The organism is Kyrpidia sp., from assembly GCF_023512215.1.
Classification (GTDB): domain Bacteria; phylum Bacillota; class Bacilli; order Kyrpidiales; family Kyrpidiaceae; genus Kyrpidia; species Kyrpidia spormannii.
On record NZ_JAILZZ010000060.1, the window covers coordinates 1 to 14,626 of the forward strand.

General features: G+C 58.0%; 12 protein-coding genes and 1 pseudogene. 10 read left to right on the top strand and 3 right to left on the bottom strand.

Annotated features, from left to right (window positions below):
• The 4 genes from K6T64_RS14710 to K6T64_RS14725 form a co-directional block, all read left to right on the top strand.
• Nucleotides 1-458: hypothetical protein (locus K6T64_RS14710; protein ID WP_288010834.1), on the top strand; the 458-nt coding region annotated here is incomplete at its 5' end.
• 98 nt (nt 459-556) lie between these two features.
• Nucleotides 557-1,486, top strand: coding sequence for an NADP-dependent oxidoreductase (locus K6T64_RS14715; protein ID WP_100667399.1), 930 nt, complete (start codon nt 557-559; stop codon nt 1,484-1,486).
• A gap of 49 nt (nt 1,487-1,535) precedes the next feature.
• The gene (locus K6T64_RS14720) at nt 1,536-2,546 is read left to right on the top strand and encodes a threonine ammonia-lyase (RefSeq protein ID WP_288010835.1); all 1,011 of its coding nucleotides are present in this window, start codon (nt 1,536-1,538) and stop codon (nt 2,544-2,546) included.
• Nucleotides 2,543-3,454: an amidohydrolase family protein gene (locus K6T64_RS14725; RefSeq protein WP_100667397.1), complete on the top strand. Its 912-nt coding sequence runs from the start codon at nt 2,543-2,545 to the stop codon at nt 3,452-3,454. The genes K6T64_RS14720 and K6T64_RS14725 overlap by 4 nt, the downstream gene beginning before the upstream one ends.
• A 56-nt stretch (nt 3,455-3,510) precedes the next feature.
• Here the strand turns inward: K6T64_RS14725 and K6T64_RS14730 are convergent, their stop codons facing one another.
• Nucleotides 3,511-4,212 (bottom strand): SGNH/GDSL hydrolase family protein, encoded by a 702-nt coding sequence (locus tag K6T64_RS14730; protein ID WP_288010836.1) that lies wholly within the window; start codon nt 4,210-4,212, stop codon nt 3,511-3,513.
• A gap of 173 nt (nt 4,213-4,385) precedes the next feature.
• Here K6T64_RS14730 and K6T64_RS14735 point away from each other — a divergent pair, with 173 nt between their 5' ends.
• The 6 genes from K6T64_RS14735 to K6T64_RS14760 all read left to right on the top strand — a co-directional run bounded on the left by K6T64_RS14735 (nt 4,386) and on the right by K6T64_RS14760 (nt 12,456).
• Nucleotides 4,386-6,686: an acyltransferase family protein gene (locus K6T64_RS14735; protein WP_288010837.1), complete on the top strand. Its 2,301-nt coding sequence runs from the start codon at nt 4,386-4,388 to the stop codon at nt 6,684-6,686.
• A gap of 345 nt (nt 6,687-7,031) precedes the next feature.
• A complete protein-coding gene (adhP, locus tag K6T64_RS14740) occupies nt 7,032-8,042 on the top strand; it encodes an alcohol dehydrogenase AdhP (protein ID WP_288010838.1) in 1,011 nt (336 codons plus the stop codon).
• 31 nt (nt 8,043-8,073) lie between these two features.
• The gene (locus K6T64_RS14745) at nt 8,074-8,346 is read left to right on the top strand and encodes a DUF4242 domain-containing protein (protein ID WP_100667392.1); all 273 of its coding nucleotides are present in this window, start codon (nt 8,074-8,076) and stop codon (nt 8,344-8,346) included.
• A 137-nt stretch (nt 8,347-8,483) separates the two neighbouring features.
• Nucleotides 8,484-9,632, top strand: coding sequence for an iron-containing alcohol dehydrogenase (locus K6T64_RS14750; protein ID WP_288010839.1), 1,149 nt, complete (start codon nt 8,484-8,486; stop codon nt 9,630-9,632).
• Between the two features lie 39 nt (nt 9,633-9,671).
• On the top strand, nt 9,672-11,030 hold the full coding sequence (locus tag K6T64_RS14755) for a sensor histidine kinase (protein WP_288010840.1): 1,359 nt from the start codon (nt 9,672-9,674) through the stop codon (nt 11,028-11,030).
• Nucleotides 11,008-12,456 carry a sigma-54-dependent transcriptional regulator gene (locus K6T64_RS14760; protein ID WP_288010841.1) on the top strand — a complete coding sequence of 483 codons (1,449 nt, stop codon included), beginning with the start codon at nt 11,008-11,010 and terminating at the stop codon, nt 12,454-12,456. Before K6T64_RS14755 ends, K6T64_RS14760 begins: the two co-directional genes overlap by 23 nt.
• A gap of 238 nt (nt 12,457-12,694) precedes the next feature.
• Here K6T64_RS14760 and K6T64_RS14765 read toward each other — a convergent pair whose 3' ends face one another.
• Both K6T64_RS14765 and K6T64_RS14770 read right to left on the bottom strand, forming a co-directional pair.
• Nucleotides 12,695-13,693, bottom strand: a complete 999-nt coding sequence (locus tag K6T64_RS14765) for an HD domain-containing phosphohydrolase (RefSeq protein ID WP_288010842.1) — start codon at nt 13,691-13,693, stop codon at nt 12,695-12,697.
• Nucleotides 13,694-13,744: 51 nt separating this feature from the next.
• Nucleotides 13,745-14,200 (bottom strand): annotated as a pseudogene (locus K6T64_RS14770) (methyl-accepting chemotaxis protein); the annotation flags it as partial.
• Nucleotides 14,201-14,626 lie beyond the last annotated feature (426 nt).

Below are 14,626 nucleotides of genomic sequence, written 5' to 3' on the forward strand. Positions count from 1 at the left end.
CGCTGTCCCTTATACCGGCGGAATCCGGCGCTCGGATAACGCCGCCGATGATCCCGCCCATGCCCGTTGGCAACCCGTACCTCTCCATTGAATACGAGGTACAACCTTGGTCACGCACGGGACAAGAGATACTAAGTTCCGTTTCCGGTCCCGGGCCGATGCGCATCGGTACCGGAGTATCAGAGACGATTCAATCTGGATTTTCTACTTCGGTGCCGGTCAGTTCCACGCTGCTTTCGAAATCATTGGGATGGAACGTCGGGACAGGGTACCCGGTGGTCGGAGAGTTCTCAACGGATGTACCACCCGAAACTCAGTTGAATTTGGCCACCTATCCCGAGTACACCATCTACCGACTGACCATTTGGCGCGTGCCCCTCACCGGCACTCCTTATGTGGTGGGATCGGGCGAGGCCTGGCGGCCCGTGGGATTCACCATCGTCACGTTCACGTTGTAGCAGGTTGCACCCCGTGCAACCGCTTTCCCCCGTCGTCATTTTTTTCGCTATACTGGGGATAGACGAAGAACAACGTCCGCACAAAGGAGGCGGTAGGAATGAAAGCGGTGCTGATCGAGAACTACGGGGGCCCGGAGCAGCTCAAAATCGCCGATGTCCCCAAACCGGAACTCAGGGAAACGGATGTGCTCATCGAGGTCCATGCCGCTTCGGTGAACCCCGTGGACTGGAAAATCCGCCGGGGGTATTTACAAAGTCGGCTGAACCATCGCCTCCCCCTGATCCTCGGGTGGGACGCCGCAGGAACCGTGGTGGAGACGGGACCGAAAGTCACTCGTTTCCGGGTGGGGGACGAGGTCTTCACCCGGCCGGACATCGAGCGGGATGGCACGTACGCGGAGTACGTGGCGGTGGACCAATCACTGGTGGCTAAAAAGCCGGCCAATCTGTCTTTCGAAGAAGCAGCATCTGTACCCTTAGCGGCCTTGACCGCCCGGGAAGCACTGATCGATCATGCCGGCGTGAAACCTGGCGACACCGTGCTCATCCACGCCGGGGCGGGCGGAGTCGGCAGCTTTGCGATTCAGATTGCAAAACTCCTCGGTGCCCAGGTCATTACGACGGTCAGCACACGGAACGTCGATTTTGCAAAACAATTGGGCGCAGACCGGGTCATTGACTACACCCAGGAGGATTTTACCGCGACCCTTCGGGATCTGGATGTGGTGTTCGACACCCTCGGCGGCGAGGTGCAACTTCTCAGCATGAACGTCCTAAAAAAAGGGGGCATGTTGGTGTCTATCGTCATGCCGCCGGACTTGGCCCTGGCCGAACAAAAAGGCATCCGCCGGGCTTACTTTTTCCTGCAACCGGACGGAAAAAAGCTGGAGGAGATCGGGAAGTGGATCGAACAGGGACACATCAAACCCGCCATCGGCGCTGTGTTGCCATTGGAAGAGGTTGCCAAGGCCCACGAACTGAGCGAATCCGGTCACTCCCGGGGTAAAATCATCCTGAAAGTTCGCTAACACCGGGCCAGGCCTGGCCGGCCCCCTGGAGAGAGGAAGGATTCGAAGGATGAACCACGAAGACGCGGTGACGCTCTCAGACATCGAACAAGCGCGCCGGCGCATTGGGGAGCAGGTAACCACCACTCCCCTACTGTACGCCCCCCGCATCTCGGAGAAAGCCGGTGCGCCCGTGTATCTGAAATGCGAAAACCTGCAGCGCACAGGTTCGTTCAAACTTCGCGGGGCAACCAACAAGATCAAATCCCTACTTGAATCCGGGTCATCTCCCCTCGGAGTGATCACCGGTTCTTCGGGAAACCACGGCCAGGCCGTCGCCTTTGCTGCCAAGTCCCTGGGACTGGGCTGTACCGTCATCGTGCCGGAAACTGTAGCGCCGGTCAAAGAACAGGCCATTCTTCGCCACGGGGCCGAAGTGATCCGACACGGGAAAACATCAAACGAACGGATCGACCTGGCACAGAATTTGGCAAGAGAACGCGGGTTTATTTTTATTCCCCCCTATGACGACCCCCACGTCGTCGCCGGCCAGGGGACGATTGGTCTGGAAATCCTCGAACAGCTGCCCGAGGTACAGGCGGTATTCGTGCCCGTGGGCGGTGGCGGGCTGATCTCCGGCATTGCCACAGCGATCAAAAATCGGTCGCCCCGCACCCGGATCTACGGAGTGGAGCCGGAGCTCGCCAATGATACGTATCTTTCCCGCCGTGCGGGCCACATCGTGGATATTGGAGTGAGCACCACCGTCGCCGACGGCCTGCGGTCCAGCCACCCGGGAACTTTTACTTTCCCGATTGTCCAAAAATATGTAGACGAGTTGGTGCTGGTGGGTGATGCGGAGATTCACCGGACACTGCTCGAGCTGCTCGGGGAAGAAAAATTGCTCGTGGAACCTTCGGGTTGTGTATCTGTGGCCGCCGCGACCCAGGCCGGCACCTCGGCGGGCGGCGGCCCCATCGTCTGCGTGCTCAGCGGCGGAAACGTTGATCTCGACCTGGTGCGGCGCTGGATCGAGGAAGACCAGAAACCGGGACCGCAAAAGGAGGGAGACAGAACATGAGTTCGTACCGACTGGACGCTCACATGCACATCATGGCGGAAAAGCGGATGAAAAGCGGCATCCGCTGGGCGGTCAAAGCCGGTTTTAACATGGGTTTGGATCCGGAGACGACCACCGAGGAGGACCTGCTGCGGCACATCCGGGATACCGGAATTACGTATTTTTTTAACTTCTTTTTTCCCATCTTTCCCAAGACAAGTGTCGAGATTCTGGACTGGCAGACGGAGTTCGCCCTGCGAACCCCGGAAGCATTGCCCTTTGTGTCTGTCCACGTTCACGATGGCGATCCCCTACCGATCGTTCGGGAGGCCTTGGAGAACCGCCATTTTGTCGGTCTCAAGCTGCACCCGTACGCCCAGAGGCTGGAGTTGTCCCACCCCTTGCTCGAGCCGGTCTATCAGTACCTGGAGGACACGGGAGCCATCTTTTTCGTCCACACCGGTTACGATGCCTTTTATGGCCGCTCCGGCATCACCCCGGATTTGGAACAGATCCTCCAGCGGCACCCGAAGTTGATCACCGTCGCGGCCCACATGTTATATCCCGAGATCCCTAAGGCCTTTGATTGGCTGGAGAGGTTCCCGAATCTGTACTTGGACGGGACCGGGGCCGTGGCCTCCGCCGACGAGGACGGGCTCGGTGAGACCCTGTATCCCTTGATGGAGCGATATGCAGACCGGGTTCTGTACGGCAGCGATTACGCCATGGCCATCGAATCGGTAGGGGCTTCATGGAAACGATTCCAAGAGATGCCGATCTCCGACGAGGCGCAAAAGCGGATTGCCTGGGAAACGCCCCTGGAACTTCTTAAACGGCGCAACTGGCCCTTCTGCGGCGACCTTCCGGCCCGGTATCGGGACGTGGCCTACGACAAGCCCAAAGTTCAAAATCGGTTGTCCGAAGTCTGACGGTGCAGGCACTGGATCCCCTTACCGGCCCGGGGGCCGCGCCCATTCGGCGCCAATCAACCCCTGGCCGGTTTCGCCAGGCCGAGCTCGATCAGGCCCTCCAGGATACACTCCGCCATCGCCCGATAACCCGTTGGTAAAGGATGAACGCCGTCGTCACTGAGTAACTCCTGCAAGTCACCCTTTCGCTTGAATCGATTGCGCAGATCAATCCAAGATATATTTAAGTCGCTGATCAATCGCCGCAGGAAACGATTGTACATGCCATGCCAATGCTCAATCCCGCCGCAGAGGCCGATCCAATGCCCCAGTTTATCGCCGTAGAATCGAACCAAATGTCGGTAATACCGAACGGGGTCGAGGGGCAACAGGGTGAGAAGGACCGGCAAGGTTCCTCTCCCTTCGATTTCCTTGACCAGCCTCGTCACATTTTCTAAATACTCCCTCAGTGGAACGATCGGTTCATGAACATCGTGGGGACTGGCTGCTACCTCGTCCCAGCGAAAATTACAATCGTTGCCCCCGATTTCGATGAGTACAAGATCCGGATCCAGGTCCAGGACATCGGCCTTGAGACGCTGTAAAAGATGGGTCGAGGTGTCATTCCACACCCCTTTATTGACCACCTGAATATCTCTTCCTTCCCCATCTAACCGTTCCTGAAGAAAATACGGGTAATTCTGTCGCTGGATGCGCAATTGGCCCCTAAAAAAGGAGATTCCCCGGGTCACGCTGTCCCCGAAACAGACAATTTTCACCGTTAACCCCTCTTTTTCCGCAAAATCTTGCCCTCTTATTAGCGTCCCGTTTAAGCATATCACAGACTGGACACAGGATTCGCGCCAATGGTCAACCGTAACACATGCCGATCCCATTTCGTCTGTATGATGTGGATAAAAGATATCTTCGAGGGATGAGGGGATTGGACAGTATGCCCGAACCGATGAGAAGCGGCGGCCGCTACATGCCCGGGCTGGATGGATTGCGAGCACTGGCGGTACTCGCGGTCCTTGCCTACCACCTGAACCCGGGCTGGGCCCCGGGTGGGATGTTGGGGGTAGGCGTTTTTTTCGTGTTGTCGGGGTACCTCATTACCGATCTTTTGGCAGAAGAATGGCGTCAAACAGGTCGGATCGATCTTCGGGATTTCTGGATGCGCCGCTTTCGCCGCCTCATCCCGGCACTGTGGCTGCTGCTGATCACCGTGATTCTCGTTTTGCTTGTCTCCGATCCCGGACGGCTGGGGAGCCTCTGGGGGGACTTGGTAGCGGCCTTCTTTTATGTGAGCAACTGGTGGTATATTTTTCATCACATCTCGTACTTTCAACAATTCGGGCCGCCCTCTCCTTTTGGACACCTGTGGTCCCTGGCCGTAGAGGAACAGTTCTACCTGCTGTGGCCCTTGCTGCTGGCCTTGGGACTCCGCCGCTTGTCCCGACGCTGGATGTTGACCGGGATTTTGACGGGAGCGATCCTCTCGGCCGGGGCGATGGCGTGGATTTATCAGCCGGGAGTAGACCCCAGTCGGGTCTATTACGGGACGGACACCCGGGCCTTTGCGCTGCTGTTCGGCGCGGCCCTGGCCCTGGTTTGGCCGAGCCGACATTTGGCACCGGCCCTTTCCCGGGGGCGCCGGCGGCTGCTCTCCGCTGCGGGCATCGCGGGGCTCCTCGTGGTCTTGATTCTGATCTTGACGTCCGATGAGTACGGACCTTTTCTCTATCCGGGAGGGATGCTGCTGCTCTCCCTGGCCACCCTGGCAATGGTGGCCGCCGCCGCGCACCCCGGTGTGGCTTTCGGGCGCATCCTGGGATGGGCACCCCTGAGGTGGATCGGGGTGCGCAGTTACGGGATCTACCTTTGGCATTATCCCGTCATCGTCCTGACGACTCCTCTGAACACTGCCGGCCAGTGGGATGGAATCCGGGCGGGACTCCAGGTAGCGGCGAGCATCGGGTTGGCCGCCCTATCCTGGCGTTTTATCGAGAAGCCCATTTTACGCCGGGGAAAATCCGGGGGCCAAGTTGGCGGTGCGGCCCCCGCCCTTGGCTCTCTGGGCCGACTGTGGACAACCTTGCGCAAAGGCGGTCGAGTTCGAGTTGTGGGGCCCGCACGCCTGACCGGCGCGGCCGCGCTGTCGGCGGCGCTCCTGCTGATCGTTGCCGGATCGTGGCTTCACGCTCATGCGGGCGCGAATGTCCTGGGGTGGGGTCCATGGCGAGGTGGAGGAACTGCCGTTTCTGTCACGGCTCCCGTTCCGGGCATGGGCGGCTCCCCGCCGGAGCCCGCCTCTGTAGCGCCTACTTCACAGCCCGGAGGGAGCGCGGGCACTCGCCCGGGGACACCCCATCAGGGCTCAGGGGGCACCTGCCCTCCTCCGTCCACTCCGGGACCGTCAACCTCTACTGACGGATCCACGGAGGGCGCGGACGGGGCACCTTCTTCGGGCGGAGGTGAGCCGGGCACTGGAACCTCGCCTTCCGGTCCCTCGGACAATCCCCGATCCTCCGGGGATCAAGGCGGGAATCCCGGCCAGGATGGGAAAGTAGGCACGGGAATCACTGTGGTAGGCGATTCGGTCCTTCTCGACGCCGCACCGTACCTGCAGAACCTCTTGCCGGGAATTGTCGTGGATGGCAAGGTGGGTCGACAATTCATCCAGGCGGGTGACGTGGCCGCTGAATTGGAACGCACCGGAAAGCTCGGAGACACCGTCATCATCGAGCTCGGCACCAATGGACCTTTCACAGACCGGCAACTGGACGATCTGTTAGCCCAACTGGCCCCCCGGCGGGTCCTGGCGATCAACGTCCGGGTCCCACGTCCCTGGCAGGACGTGGTCAATCGTACCCTCGCCGCAGCCGCCGCCCGCCACCCGGATCTCACGGTCATTGACTGGTATCGCGCCAGTTCAGGGAAAACCGAATGGTTCTATTCCGACGGGGTCCATTTGACTCCCCAAGGATCCAGGGCATACGCCGAACTTGTCGCCGCCGCGATTCGGCCCAATAGGGCGTTATCACCCCTCCCTTCCCGAAGTGCTCTAGATGTGCAGGACTTCACCTTGTCCGTGCGGCATCCGGCATCTTCCGCGAAACGACCCGCGACCACGGACAGTACCATCAAGGCTTCACCCTCGGTCCCCCCGGCACCTGAAGATGAGTCACCGTTGCAACGGGGAGATGAACCGGGTGGGCGTCCATCCCCCACAACTATACACAGTCCACACTGATCACCAACAAGCGGCCTTGGCAACTTTCCGGCCCGGCCAATGTCCCGAGGATGTTGGCCGGGTTTTCGCTACCGTCGGAGCCAAGCCCCCACGAACATGCAGCAGGGAAAACTTTTGCATACTCTTAGTTCCTTGGCCCATGGACCCATGAACCGATTCCAAAAAATCGGACCAATGAATCCGAAAAATCGGACTATCCGTCGGATAGATGCCCTCGACAATGCGCAGTATACCCGAAAATACTTCTGTTTTTTGCATCTTTCGGATTGATTCTGACATGGCATCATTTTTGCTGAGCATGAGGGCGTACCACATTTCAATCATTGTAATGGAGGTTGATGGTGGATGAAGGCTGCTGTCGTTCACAGTTTCAGCGAACCGTTACGCATTGAGGACGTACCGAAGCCCACACCCGGCGAAGGCGAGATTGTCGTAAAGATTGAAGCCTCCGGACTTTGCCACACGGATATCCACGCCGCCCACGGCGACTGGCCGATCAAGCCCAAGCTACCCTTCATTCCCGGTCACGAGGGCGTCGGGATCGTCGAAAGTGTCGGCAAAGGCGTGACCCGAGTCAAAGAAGGGGATCGGGTGGCCATTCCCTGGCTTGGGTATGCCTGCGGTCACTGCAAATACTGCGTGAGCGGCTGGGAGACGCTGTGCCAGAGCCAGAAGCAGACCGGATACATCTTGGACGGCGCTTATGCGGAGTATGCCAAGGCGTATGCGGATTATGTCGGAATTGTTCCGAAAGGAGTGGATCCCTTCGACGCGGCACCGCTGACCTGCGCTGGGGTAACCACGTATAAAGCTGTTAAGATGTCGGGCGCTCGACCCTCCTCCCTGGTAGCGGTATTCGGCATTGGTGGCCTTGGGCACTTGGCCATGCAGTACGCAAAAGTTGCCGGCGCATCTGTGGTCGCGGTGGATTTGGTGGACGAAAAGTTGGATTTAGCCAAACAGCTCGGGGCGGATTTTGTCATCAACGGAAGAAAACAGGATGCCGTGGCGGAAATCCAGAAACTCGGTGGAGCGGACGCCGCCATCAGCGTGGCGGTATCGCCGAAGGCGTTTGAGCAAGCATATCAGTGCCTCCATCCCGGCGGCACTGTGGTGTTTGTGGCGCTCCCGGCCGACAACTACGTTCAGATTCCGATTTTCGAAACAGTCCTCAACGCCATCCGGATTCAGGGATCGATTGTGGGAACCCGAGTGGATCTGCAGGAAGTGTTCGACATCCACGCCTCCGGCTTGACAAAAGTGATGTACGAAAGGCGCAAACTGGATGACGTCAACCAATGTTTCCACGAAGTTGAAAGCGCCCAGGCCAAGGCTCGGCTGGTGTTTGAAATCTGACAGCTCCACATTACGCAAAGGGGGAACCGACTTGCCCAAGTTCATCATCGAGCGTTCGATCCCCGGAGCGGGCAAGCTTTCCCGGGAAGAGCTTCACCAAATCGCGAAGAAGTCCAATCAGGTGCTGCAGGATCTGGGCCCAGGTATTCAATGGGTGCACAGTTATGTGACGAATGATAAGCTCTACTGTGTCTACCGAGCACAAACAGAAGAGCAGATCGCTGAACACGCCCGGAAAGGTGGATTCCCAGTCGATCGCATTGAGGTGATTCATGATATCATGGACCCTACAACCGGCGAGTGAAGTCTAAGACTCTAAGACTCTATCATGTCACGGCCCCTCCATGGGGCCTATTTATGTCGAATCTTTTCGGTATTCAGCTATTTGTTGAACTTTGTTGTATAATCATCGGTAAGACCTTCTGATTGGGAGGGGCCACTTTGCGACTCACGAAGTTTGTCGTTCCGGAGATTATTTTTGGAAATGGGGCTCTTCTGGAAGTCGGACGGGCTGTGATTCGCCTCGGAGGCAGTCGGGCCATGGTGGTGACGGATCCGGGAGTGGTCGAAGCAGGATGGACAAAGAGAGTCACTCAATGTTTGGACGCAGTGGATGTTCCGTGGTCCTTGTGGAGCGCGCTCACCCCAAACCCCAAGGATGTCGAGATCGACAGCGGGGTGCAGCAGTATCTACAAGAGCACTGTGATTGCTTGGTCGCCATTGGAGGGGGCTCGGTCATTGATGCAGCCAAGGCCATAGGAGCCGTGGTCGTACACGGCACCCGGGTACATGAATTCGAAGGGACGGACAGAGTGGGGCACCCGCTCCCTCCGCTCGTGGCTATCCCCACCACGGCCGGCACCGGGGCCGACGTTTCCCAGTTTGCGGTAATCGTAGATACGAGCAGAAGATCCAAGATGGTGATGATCTCAAAGTCATTTATTCCCGACATTTGTCTCAGCGATCCGACCACCTTGATGACAAAGTCAGCCGAACTGACGGCATATACGGGTATCGACGCCTTGACCCACGCCATCGAAGCTTATGTGTCCCGGGCTGCCACTCCTTTGACAGATGGTTACGCACTCCGGGCGATACGGCTGGTCGCCACCTCCCTTCGCCAGTCAGTGGCATCCCGCAGCAACAGCGGGGCCAAGGAGTCCATGATGATGGCGAGCCTGCAGGCGGGAATCGCCTTCTCCAATGCCGTGCTGGGAGCCGTACACGCAATGAGTCACGCCATCGGCGGGATGCTGGATCTGCCTCACGGCCTGATCAACGGAGTCCTGTTGCCCTATGTGACCGAATTCAACCTTCTCGCCTGTCCAGATCGATTCCGGGATGTGGCCGAAGCATTCGGCGAGCACATCGACCACGCCCATCCTATGGAGGCCGCCGAGAAAAGCATACGTGCCATTCAGCGACTGTGTACCGACATCGGTATACCGAGTCGACTTCGCGACTTGGAGATTCCGAGGGAGTTAATCGGCGAATACGCCTCCCGGGCCGTTCAAGACCCGTGTCTGGCCACCAATCCGAGGGACATGTCCCACACAGACCTCTTGGCATTGTTCGAAGCCGCTTGGTAAAATGTCGACCCGGCGTGGCACTCGTGTGGGGAATGGACGGTGAGTGCCTTGACGACACCCGAAAAATTGGATCAGTTACTGGAAAAACTGACGGGGGTTTATTCGTCCAAAAAAACATACTACCGAGAACTTCAGCAGACTGTGTACACCTTGGCCACACGCAATGTCCAGTTGGAATTGCTGAATCGCCTTGTCACCGAGTTTCACGTTCAGGAATCTCCTGTGGAATGGGTGGGATTTCTCGGTTCTCTTTTGGAGGGATGGCCGGGTTTAAACCGCATTATTCTAACTCTGCGGGAAATTGAGGATCAAACGACACTGACGATCTACGATACATCCGGTCGCAACGCCACCATGATACCGGTTCCGGGTGACCGGTGCACGACATTGGACAAAGACTTGCCGAGTGCCGAAGGGCTTGGGGGAGATTTTCGCGCCGAGGGGATCATGGAAGCAGACTTCCTGGAGGCCGAGGACGATCGCTTTTGGTTTCGCCTTTTGGGAAGGGCGGATGCCCGCTTCGGGGCGCTGATCCTTACATTCCACCCCCGATCCACAGCCTGGACGAAAGACGAACAGTTCCTGGCCCGCTTCACCGACCATCTTCAGGTATGCTTAGAAAATGCGCTCTTGTATCGACGGATTCAACGCTACCAACGTGAATTGCGCCAAATCAACCGGTTTGCCATCATGGGCGAAATCGCTGGCGAGGTGGCCCATGAGCTCAATGGCCCTCTCACCATTCTTCTCGGTAATGCTCAGTTGTTGATGAAGCAGTTGGATGAAGGAATGCTGCGGGAATTGGGGGAAGACATTCTGTCGGCCGGACTGCGGTGCAGGGATGCGGTGCAACGCTTGTTGGTGGTGGCCCGGGGCGGAGAGGTTCATCTGCAGCCTGAAGTGACCTCGTTGGAGCGGATCGTCGATGATGCGCTTCAAAGTCTTTATTGCGTGTTCAAAGAGCGGGCCATCGATGTTCGTTTGTTTTTCTCCCAAGGACCGTTGTACACTTGGGGCGTCTCCTCGGAGTTGGTCCAAATGGTGACTCATCTCCTTTCGAATGCTTGCGATGCCATGCAAGATCAGCCCGTGCGTCGGTTGATCCTATCGGGCAACCGAAAAGACGGGAGCCTCTTGTTGAGATGCAGCGACACCGGGCCCGGAATTGATCCATCCATCTTGCCGGATTTGTTTAAACCATTCATCACCTCCAAGCCTCCCGGGAAGGGCACCGGACTGGGACTGAGCAGCGCTCGGCGCATTGCTCGAAAATACGGTGGGGATGTGCTCCTGGAAAACACGGGCCCCGAGGGCACTGTGTTTTCCGTCCTTCTTCCCGCCGTCCACTCAACCCAGGGAGGTGAGGTGACGCACAATGACCCACGTCCTGGTCGTTGATGACGATCCCGGGATCACCCGTTTTTTCCAACGCTTTTTTGCCCAACGCGGGGTCGCGACGTCTTCAGCACACACCGTGGAAGAGTTTAACCTCCAATTGGAGAAGGAGTTCCATCTCGCATTGGTGGACATTCGTTTCGGCCCGGTGGACGGGGTCCAGCTGATCAACCAGATCACCCGAAAGCACCCCCATTGTGCCGTCATAGCCATCACCGGGTACGCCTCGGTGAAGACCGCCGTGCAGGCCATGAAAGCAGGGGCCCGGGATTTTATCGAAAAGCCCTTCACAGATATCGATCAACTGCAGCGCCAACTGGGTGTTTATTTAAAGCAACCCGACCCAAACCGGGACGAGGATGACCCCTGGCCGGATCTGTGTCCGATCCTCCGAAAGATTGGGATGATCTGCTCTGCGAATTCCCCGTTGCTGCCCATTCTGCGAATCGCCATGCGCATCGCCGATTCAGACATCCCGATTCTGATCCTGGGTGAGACCGGGGTGGGAAAAGAGCAGGTGGCGCGGTTTGTGCATGAGGCGAGTTCCCGGCAGAACAACCCCTTCTTGGCCATCAATTGCGCAGCCATTTCCGATACATTGCTGGAAAGTGAACTCTTCGGACACGACAAGGGGTCGTTCACCGGGGCAACGGAAACCCGTCAGGGACTGCTGGAACTGGCCAACAAGGGGACCCTGCTGCTCGATGAGGTGGCAGACATGCCCGTCCGCCTCCAGACGGTACTGCTTCGGGTTCTGGAACAGAAAGAGTTTTTGCGAGTTGGCGGACGATCGCCCATTCGCAGTGACGCCCGGATCTTGTCCGCCACCAATCGCCCGGTGGATCAATTGGCCGCCGAGGGGACGTTTCGGGAAGATCTTTTGTACCGGTTGGATGGCATTCGTCTGGAAATTCCCCCGCTTCGGTATCGCAAGGACGACATTTTGCTCATGATGAAGGATTTCTTGAAGCGACAGGATTTTCCGGAAGACCACGTGTCACCAGACGTCGAACGGTATTTGACCGCCTACGCATGGCCGGGAAACGTGCGAGAACTGAATCAGGCCCTTCGCCATGCCATGGCTCTGGCGGGCAAGGGGCCGATCACTCCGGAGCATCTCCCGGCCAGAATTCGGCACGCGGTGGAGGGCTGCAGGCAGGATCCGGATGGTTTCTCCTGGGATCAAGATCTCGATCAACTGACAAAAAGGATCCTTCAGGATTGGCTGCAAAAAAAGGACTGCACGTTGGAGGAACTCGAGCAAACCCTGAAACAATTGAATCGTGAAGTGTTATTCCGGGTTGTGGAACACCTGTGGTTTAAGTACCAAAAAGATAAAAGCAAAGTCTGTAAGGTGTTAGGTATCAACGAGCGCAAGTTCCGTTATATTCTGTATGAACTTCGCCCGGATCGCGGGGACTCGCTGTAATTCCGAGGATCGTTGGCATCCCAAGAGTCCCCGTACGTTGCGGATGCGGACAACTCTCGACATCGTTTCTGCCCGGGAGCGGGCAAATTCGGGCAGACGCGAACCCGGCCGCTCACAAATTGGGCACCGGGCCCATGCGCCCGGTGTCCACATAAGATTTCCGTGGATCGACGGCCTCATCTTCCTCCCAACCTGCTGCCGTCTGCCTTTCCACCGGCTGCCGGCACGAGAACGACACTCAACCGATAATGCCTGTGGGGATGGCAGGCTGAAGGCGATACAGTTCCTCCACTTCCTTCCAGTGGTCGAGAAGAACGCGAACCATCTTAGGATCGAATTGGCGACCACTTTTGGTGCGCAAATACCTCTGTACCTGAGAGGCGGCCCAGGGAATTTTATAGGGACGGTGCGAAAAAAGGGCATCGGTCACGTCCGCCAGGGCGACGATCCGGGCGCTCTCGGGGATTTCTTCGCCCCGGAGACCTTTCGGATATCCGCTGCCATCCACGTGTTCATGGTGACACTGGGCAATCTCCCGAGCCATTAATAGCGCCTCGTTGTAGCCGTAGATTTTCGCCATATTCTCACTGAAACGAGTCAGGAGCTCCGCGCCCTGGGTCGTGTGGGTTTCCACCAACCGCCGTTCCGCCGGGGTCAACGGACCGGGTTTGAACAAGATCTCCCGGGGAATGTACAGCTTTCCCACGTCGTGCAGGACCGATGCCATCCCCAACCACCTCGCCCGGGCCTTCGGCCATCCCAACCATTCGGCGAGGGACCGGGAGAGTCGGCCTACCCGATCCAAGTGCGGCTGCACCGACGGGTCACCGGTTTCAGCCAACTGTGCAATCAGCAAAAATAGCTGTTCGTAGGACTCGGCGACCGCCTGATACCCTAGTTCTTCTAGATCGCGGCACACCGCAAGGTAGTAAACCTGACCGAAAGCGCGCACCGGTGTCACCGTGAGGGAGAAATTCCACAACTCCCCGTCCGCCCGCTCGCAGGTTACGATCCCTTTCCATCCCTGTCCGCGTTCCACGTGTTCGCAGACAGATGCGGAGGTGCCGGGGATCAACCCTTTGGGTTTCGCATAGACCGCTTCCTTACCGGTCAAATCTTTGCACCTGAAGCCACTGGCCCGTTCATACGCCGGGTTCACGGCCAACACCCTGTGACGGGCATCGGCTACAATCACCGGATCATCGAGAAGCATATACGGGTCATACCAGTTTCCCATCTGTTGTTGACCTCCAGTACATCTACTGTGCCCGGCTGTTCAGGTGCGCCGCTACACTTTAAATCGATCTGTCACGTTCTGCAAAGTCGAGGCCGTATTCGACAGAGAGACCGCTGAGGCGGAAACCCGTTCGGCAATAGCCAACTGTTCCTTTGTCGCCGCGGACACGGTTGGCGTTCCGTCGGCGGTCTTCTGAGCAAAAGTACGGATGTCGTGGATGTTTCGAAGAATGCGGTTAACGGCCTCTACCACCCGATCAACCTGATGGCCGGCCTGCTCCATATGCCGTGCCGATTGATGGGCATTGTCGGCAATTCCCGAAATCGTTTTACCCGCCTGTTCCAGTCGGTCGGCGCCATACCTGACTTCCTGGACAGCCGTTTCCACCACCTGACTGAGCTGCACAGTCTGCTGGCGAACGTCTGCAACGAGCGAGGTGATCTCTTTCGCAGAAGACGCCGATTCCTCCGCCAGTTTTCGCACCGACTCCGCCACCACCGCCCCCCTACCCCGGCCCCCGCGCCCGCAACCTCAAAGCGCTATCCGCTGAAAAACCGGTGACGGTGCCCAGGGCCGCCGTTGGAAGAATCGTGCACGCCAAAAGGATCACCGCAAGTTTGACGCGAACACTCCTTAGAACCGGGGTACCTCCGGGTCATGAGACGCATGCGATTTTGGCGTGTTTAGCTGTGGGAGTGGTACTCCTCTGGACTGATCTGGGGAACGGAGGAATTGGCGCAGGGTATGGCGGAGAATGGTCAGAGTGGGGGTAAATATAATAATATCCATATATTGTAATTAATGGGCCACTGGAGGGGGCGGGGGCGCGGTACCGCCCCCTGCTCGCCGGCGGCGGGGGCGGGGCCGGCCCGCCCGGGACCGGCCCCGCCGCCCCCTGCCCGTCATTCGGCCTGGCGGATGGCCTCCACGGCC

Bases quoted from the DNA above. Each gene is read 5' to 3' on its own strand.
- K6T64_RS14715 (WP_100667399.1), top strand. From the start codon at position 557: ATGAAAGCGGTGCTGATCGAGAACTACGGGGGCCCGGAGCAGCTCAAA.
- K6T64_RS14720 (WP_288010835.1), top strand. From the start codon at position 1,536: ATGAACCACGAAGACGCGGTGACGCTCTCAGACATCGAACAAGCGCGC.
- K6T64_RS14725 (WP_100667397.1), top strand. From the start codon at position 2,543: ATGAGTTCGTACCGACTGGACGCTCACATGCACATCATGGCGGAAAAG.
- K6T64_RS14735 (WP_288010837.1), top strand. From the start codon at position 4,386: ATGCCCGAACCGATGAGAAGCGGCGGCCGCTACATGCCCGGGCTGGAT.
- adhP (WP_288010838.1), top strand. From the start codon at position 7,032: ATGAAGGCTGCTGTCGTTCACAGTTTCAGCGAACCGTTACGCATTGAG.
- K6T64_RS14760 (WP_288010841.1), top strand. From the start codon at position 11,008: ATGACCCACGTCCTGGTCGTTGATGACGATCCCGGGATCACCCGTTTT.
- K6T64_RS14765 (WP_288010842.1), bottom strand. From the start codon at position 13,693: ATGGGAAACTGGTATGACCCGTATATGCTTCTCGATGATCCGGTGATT.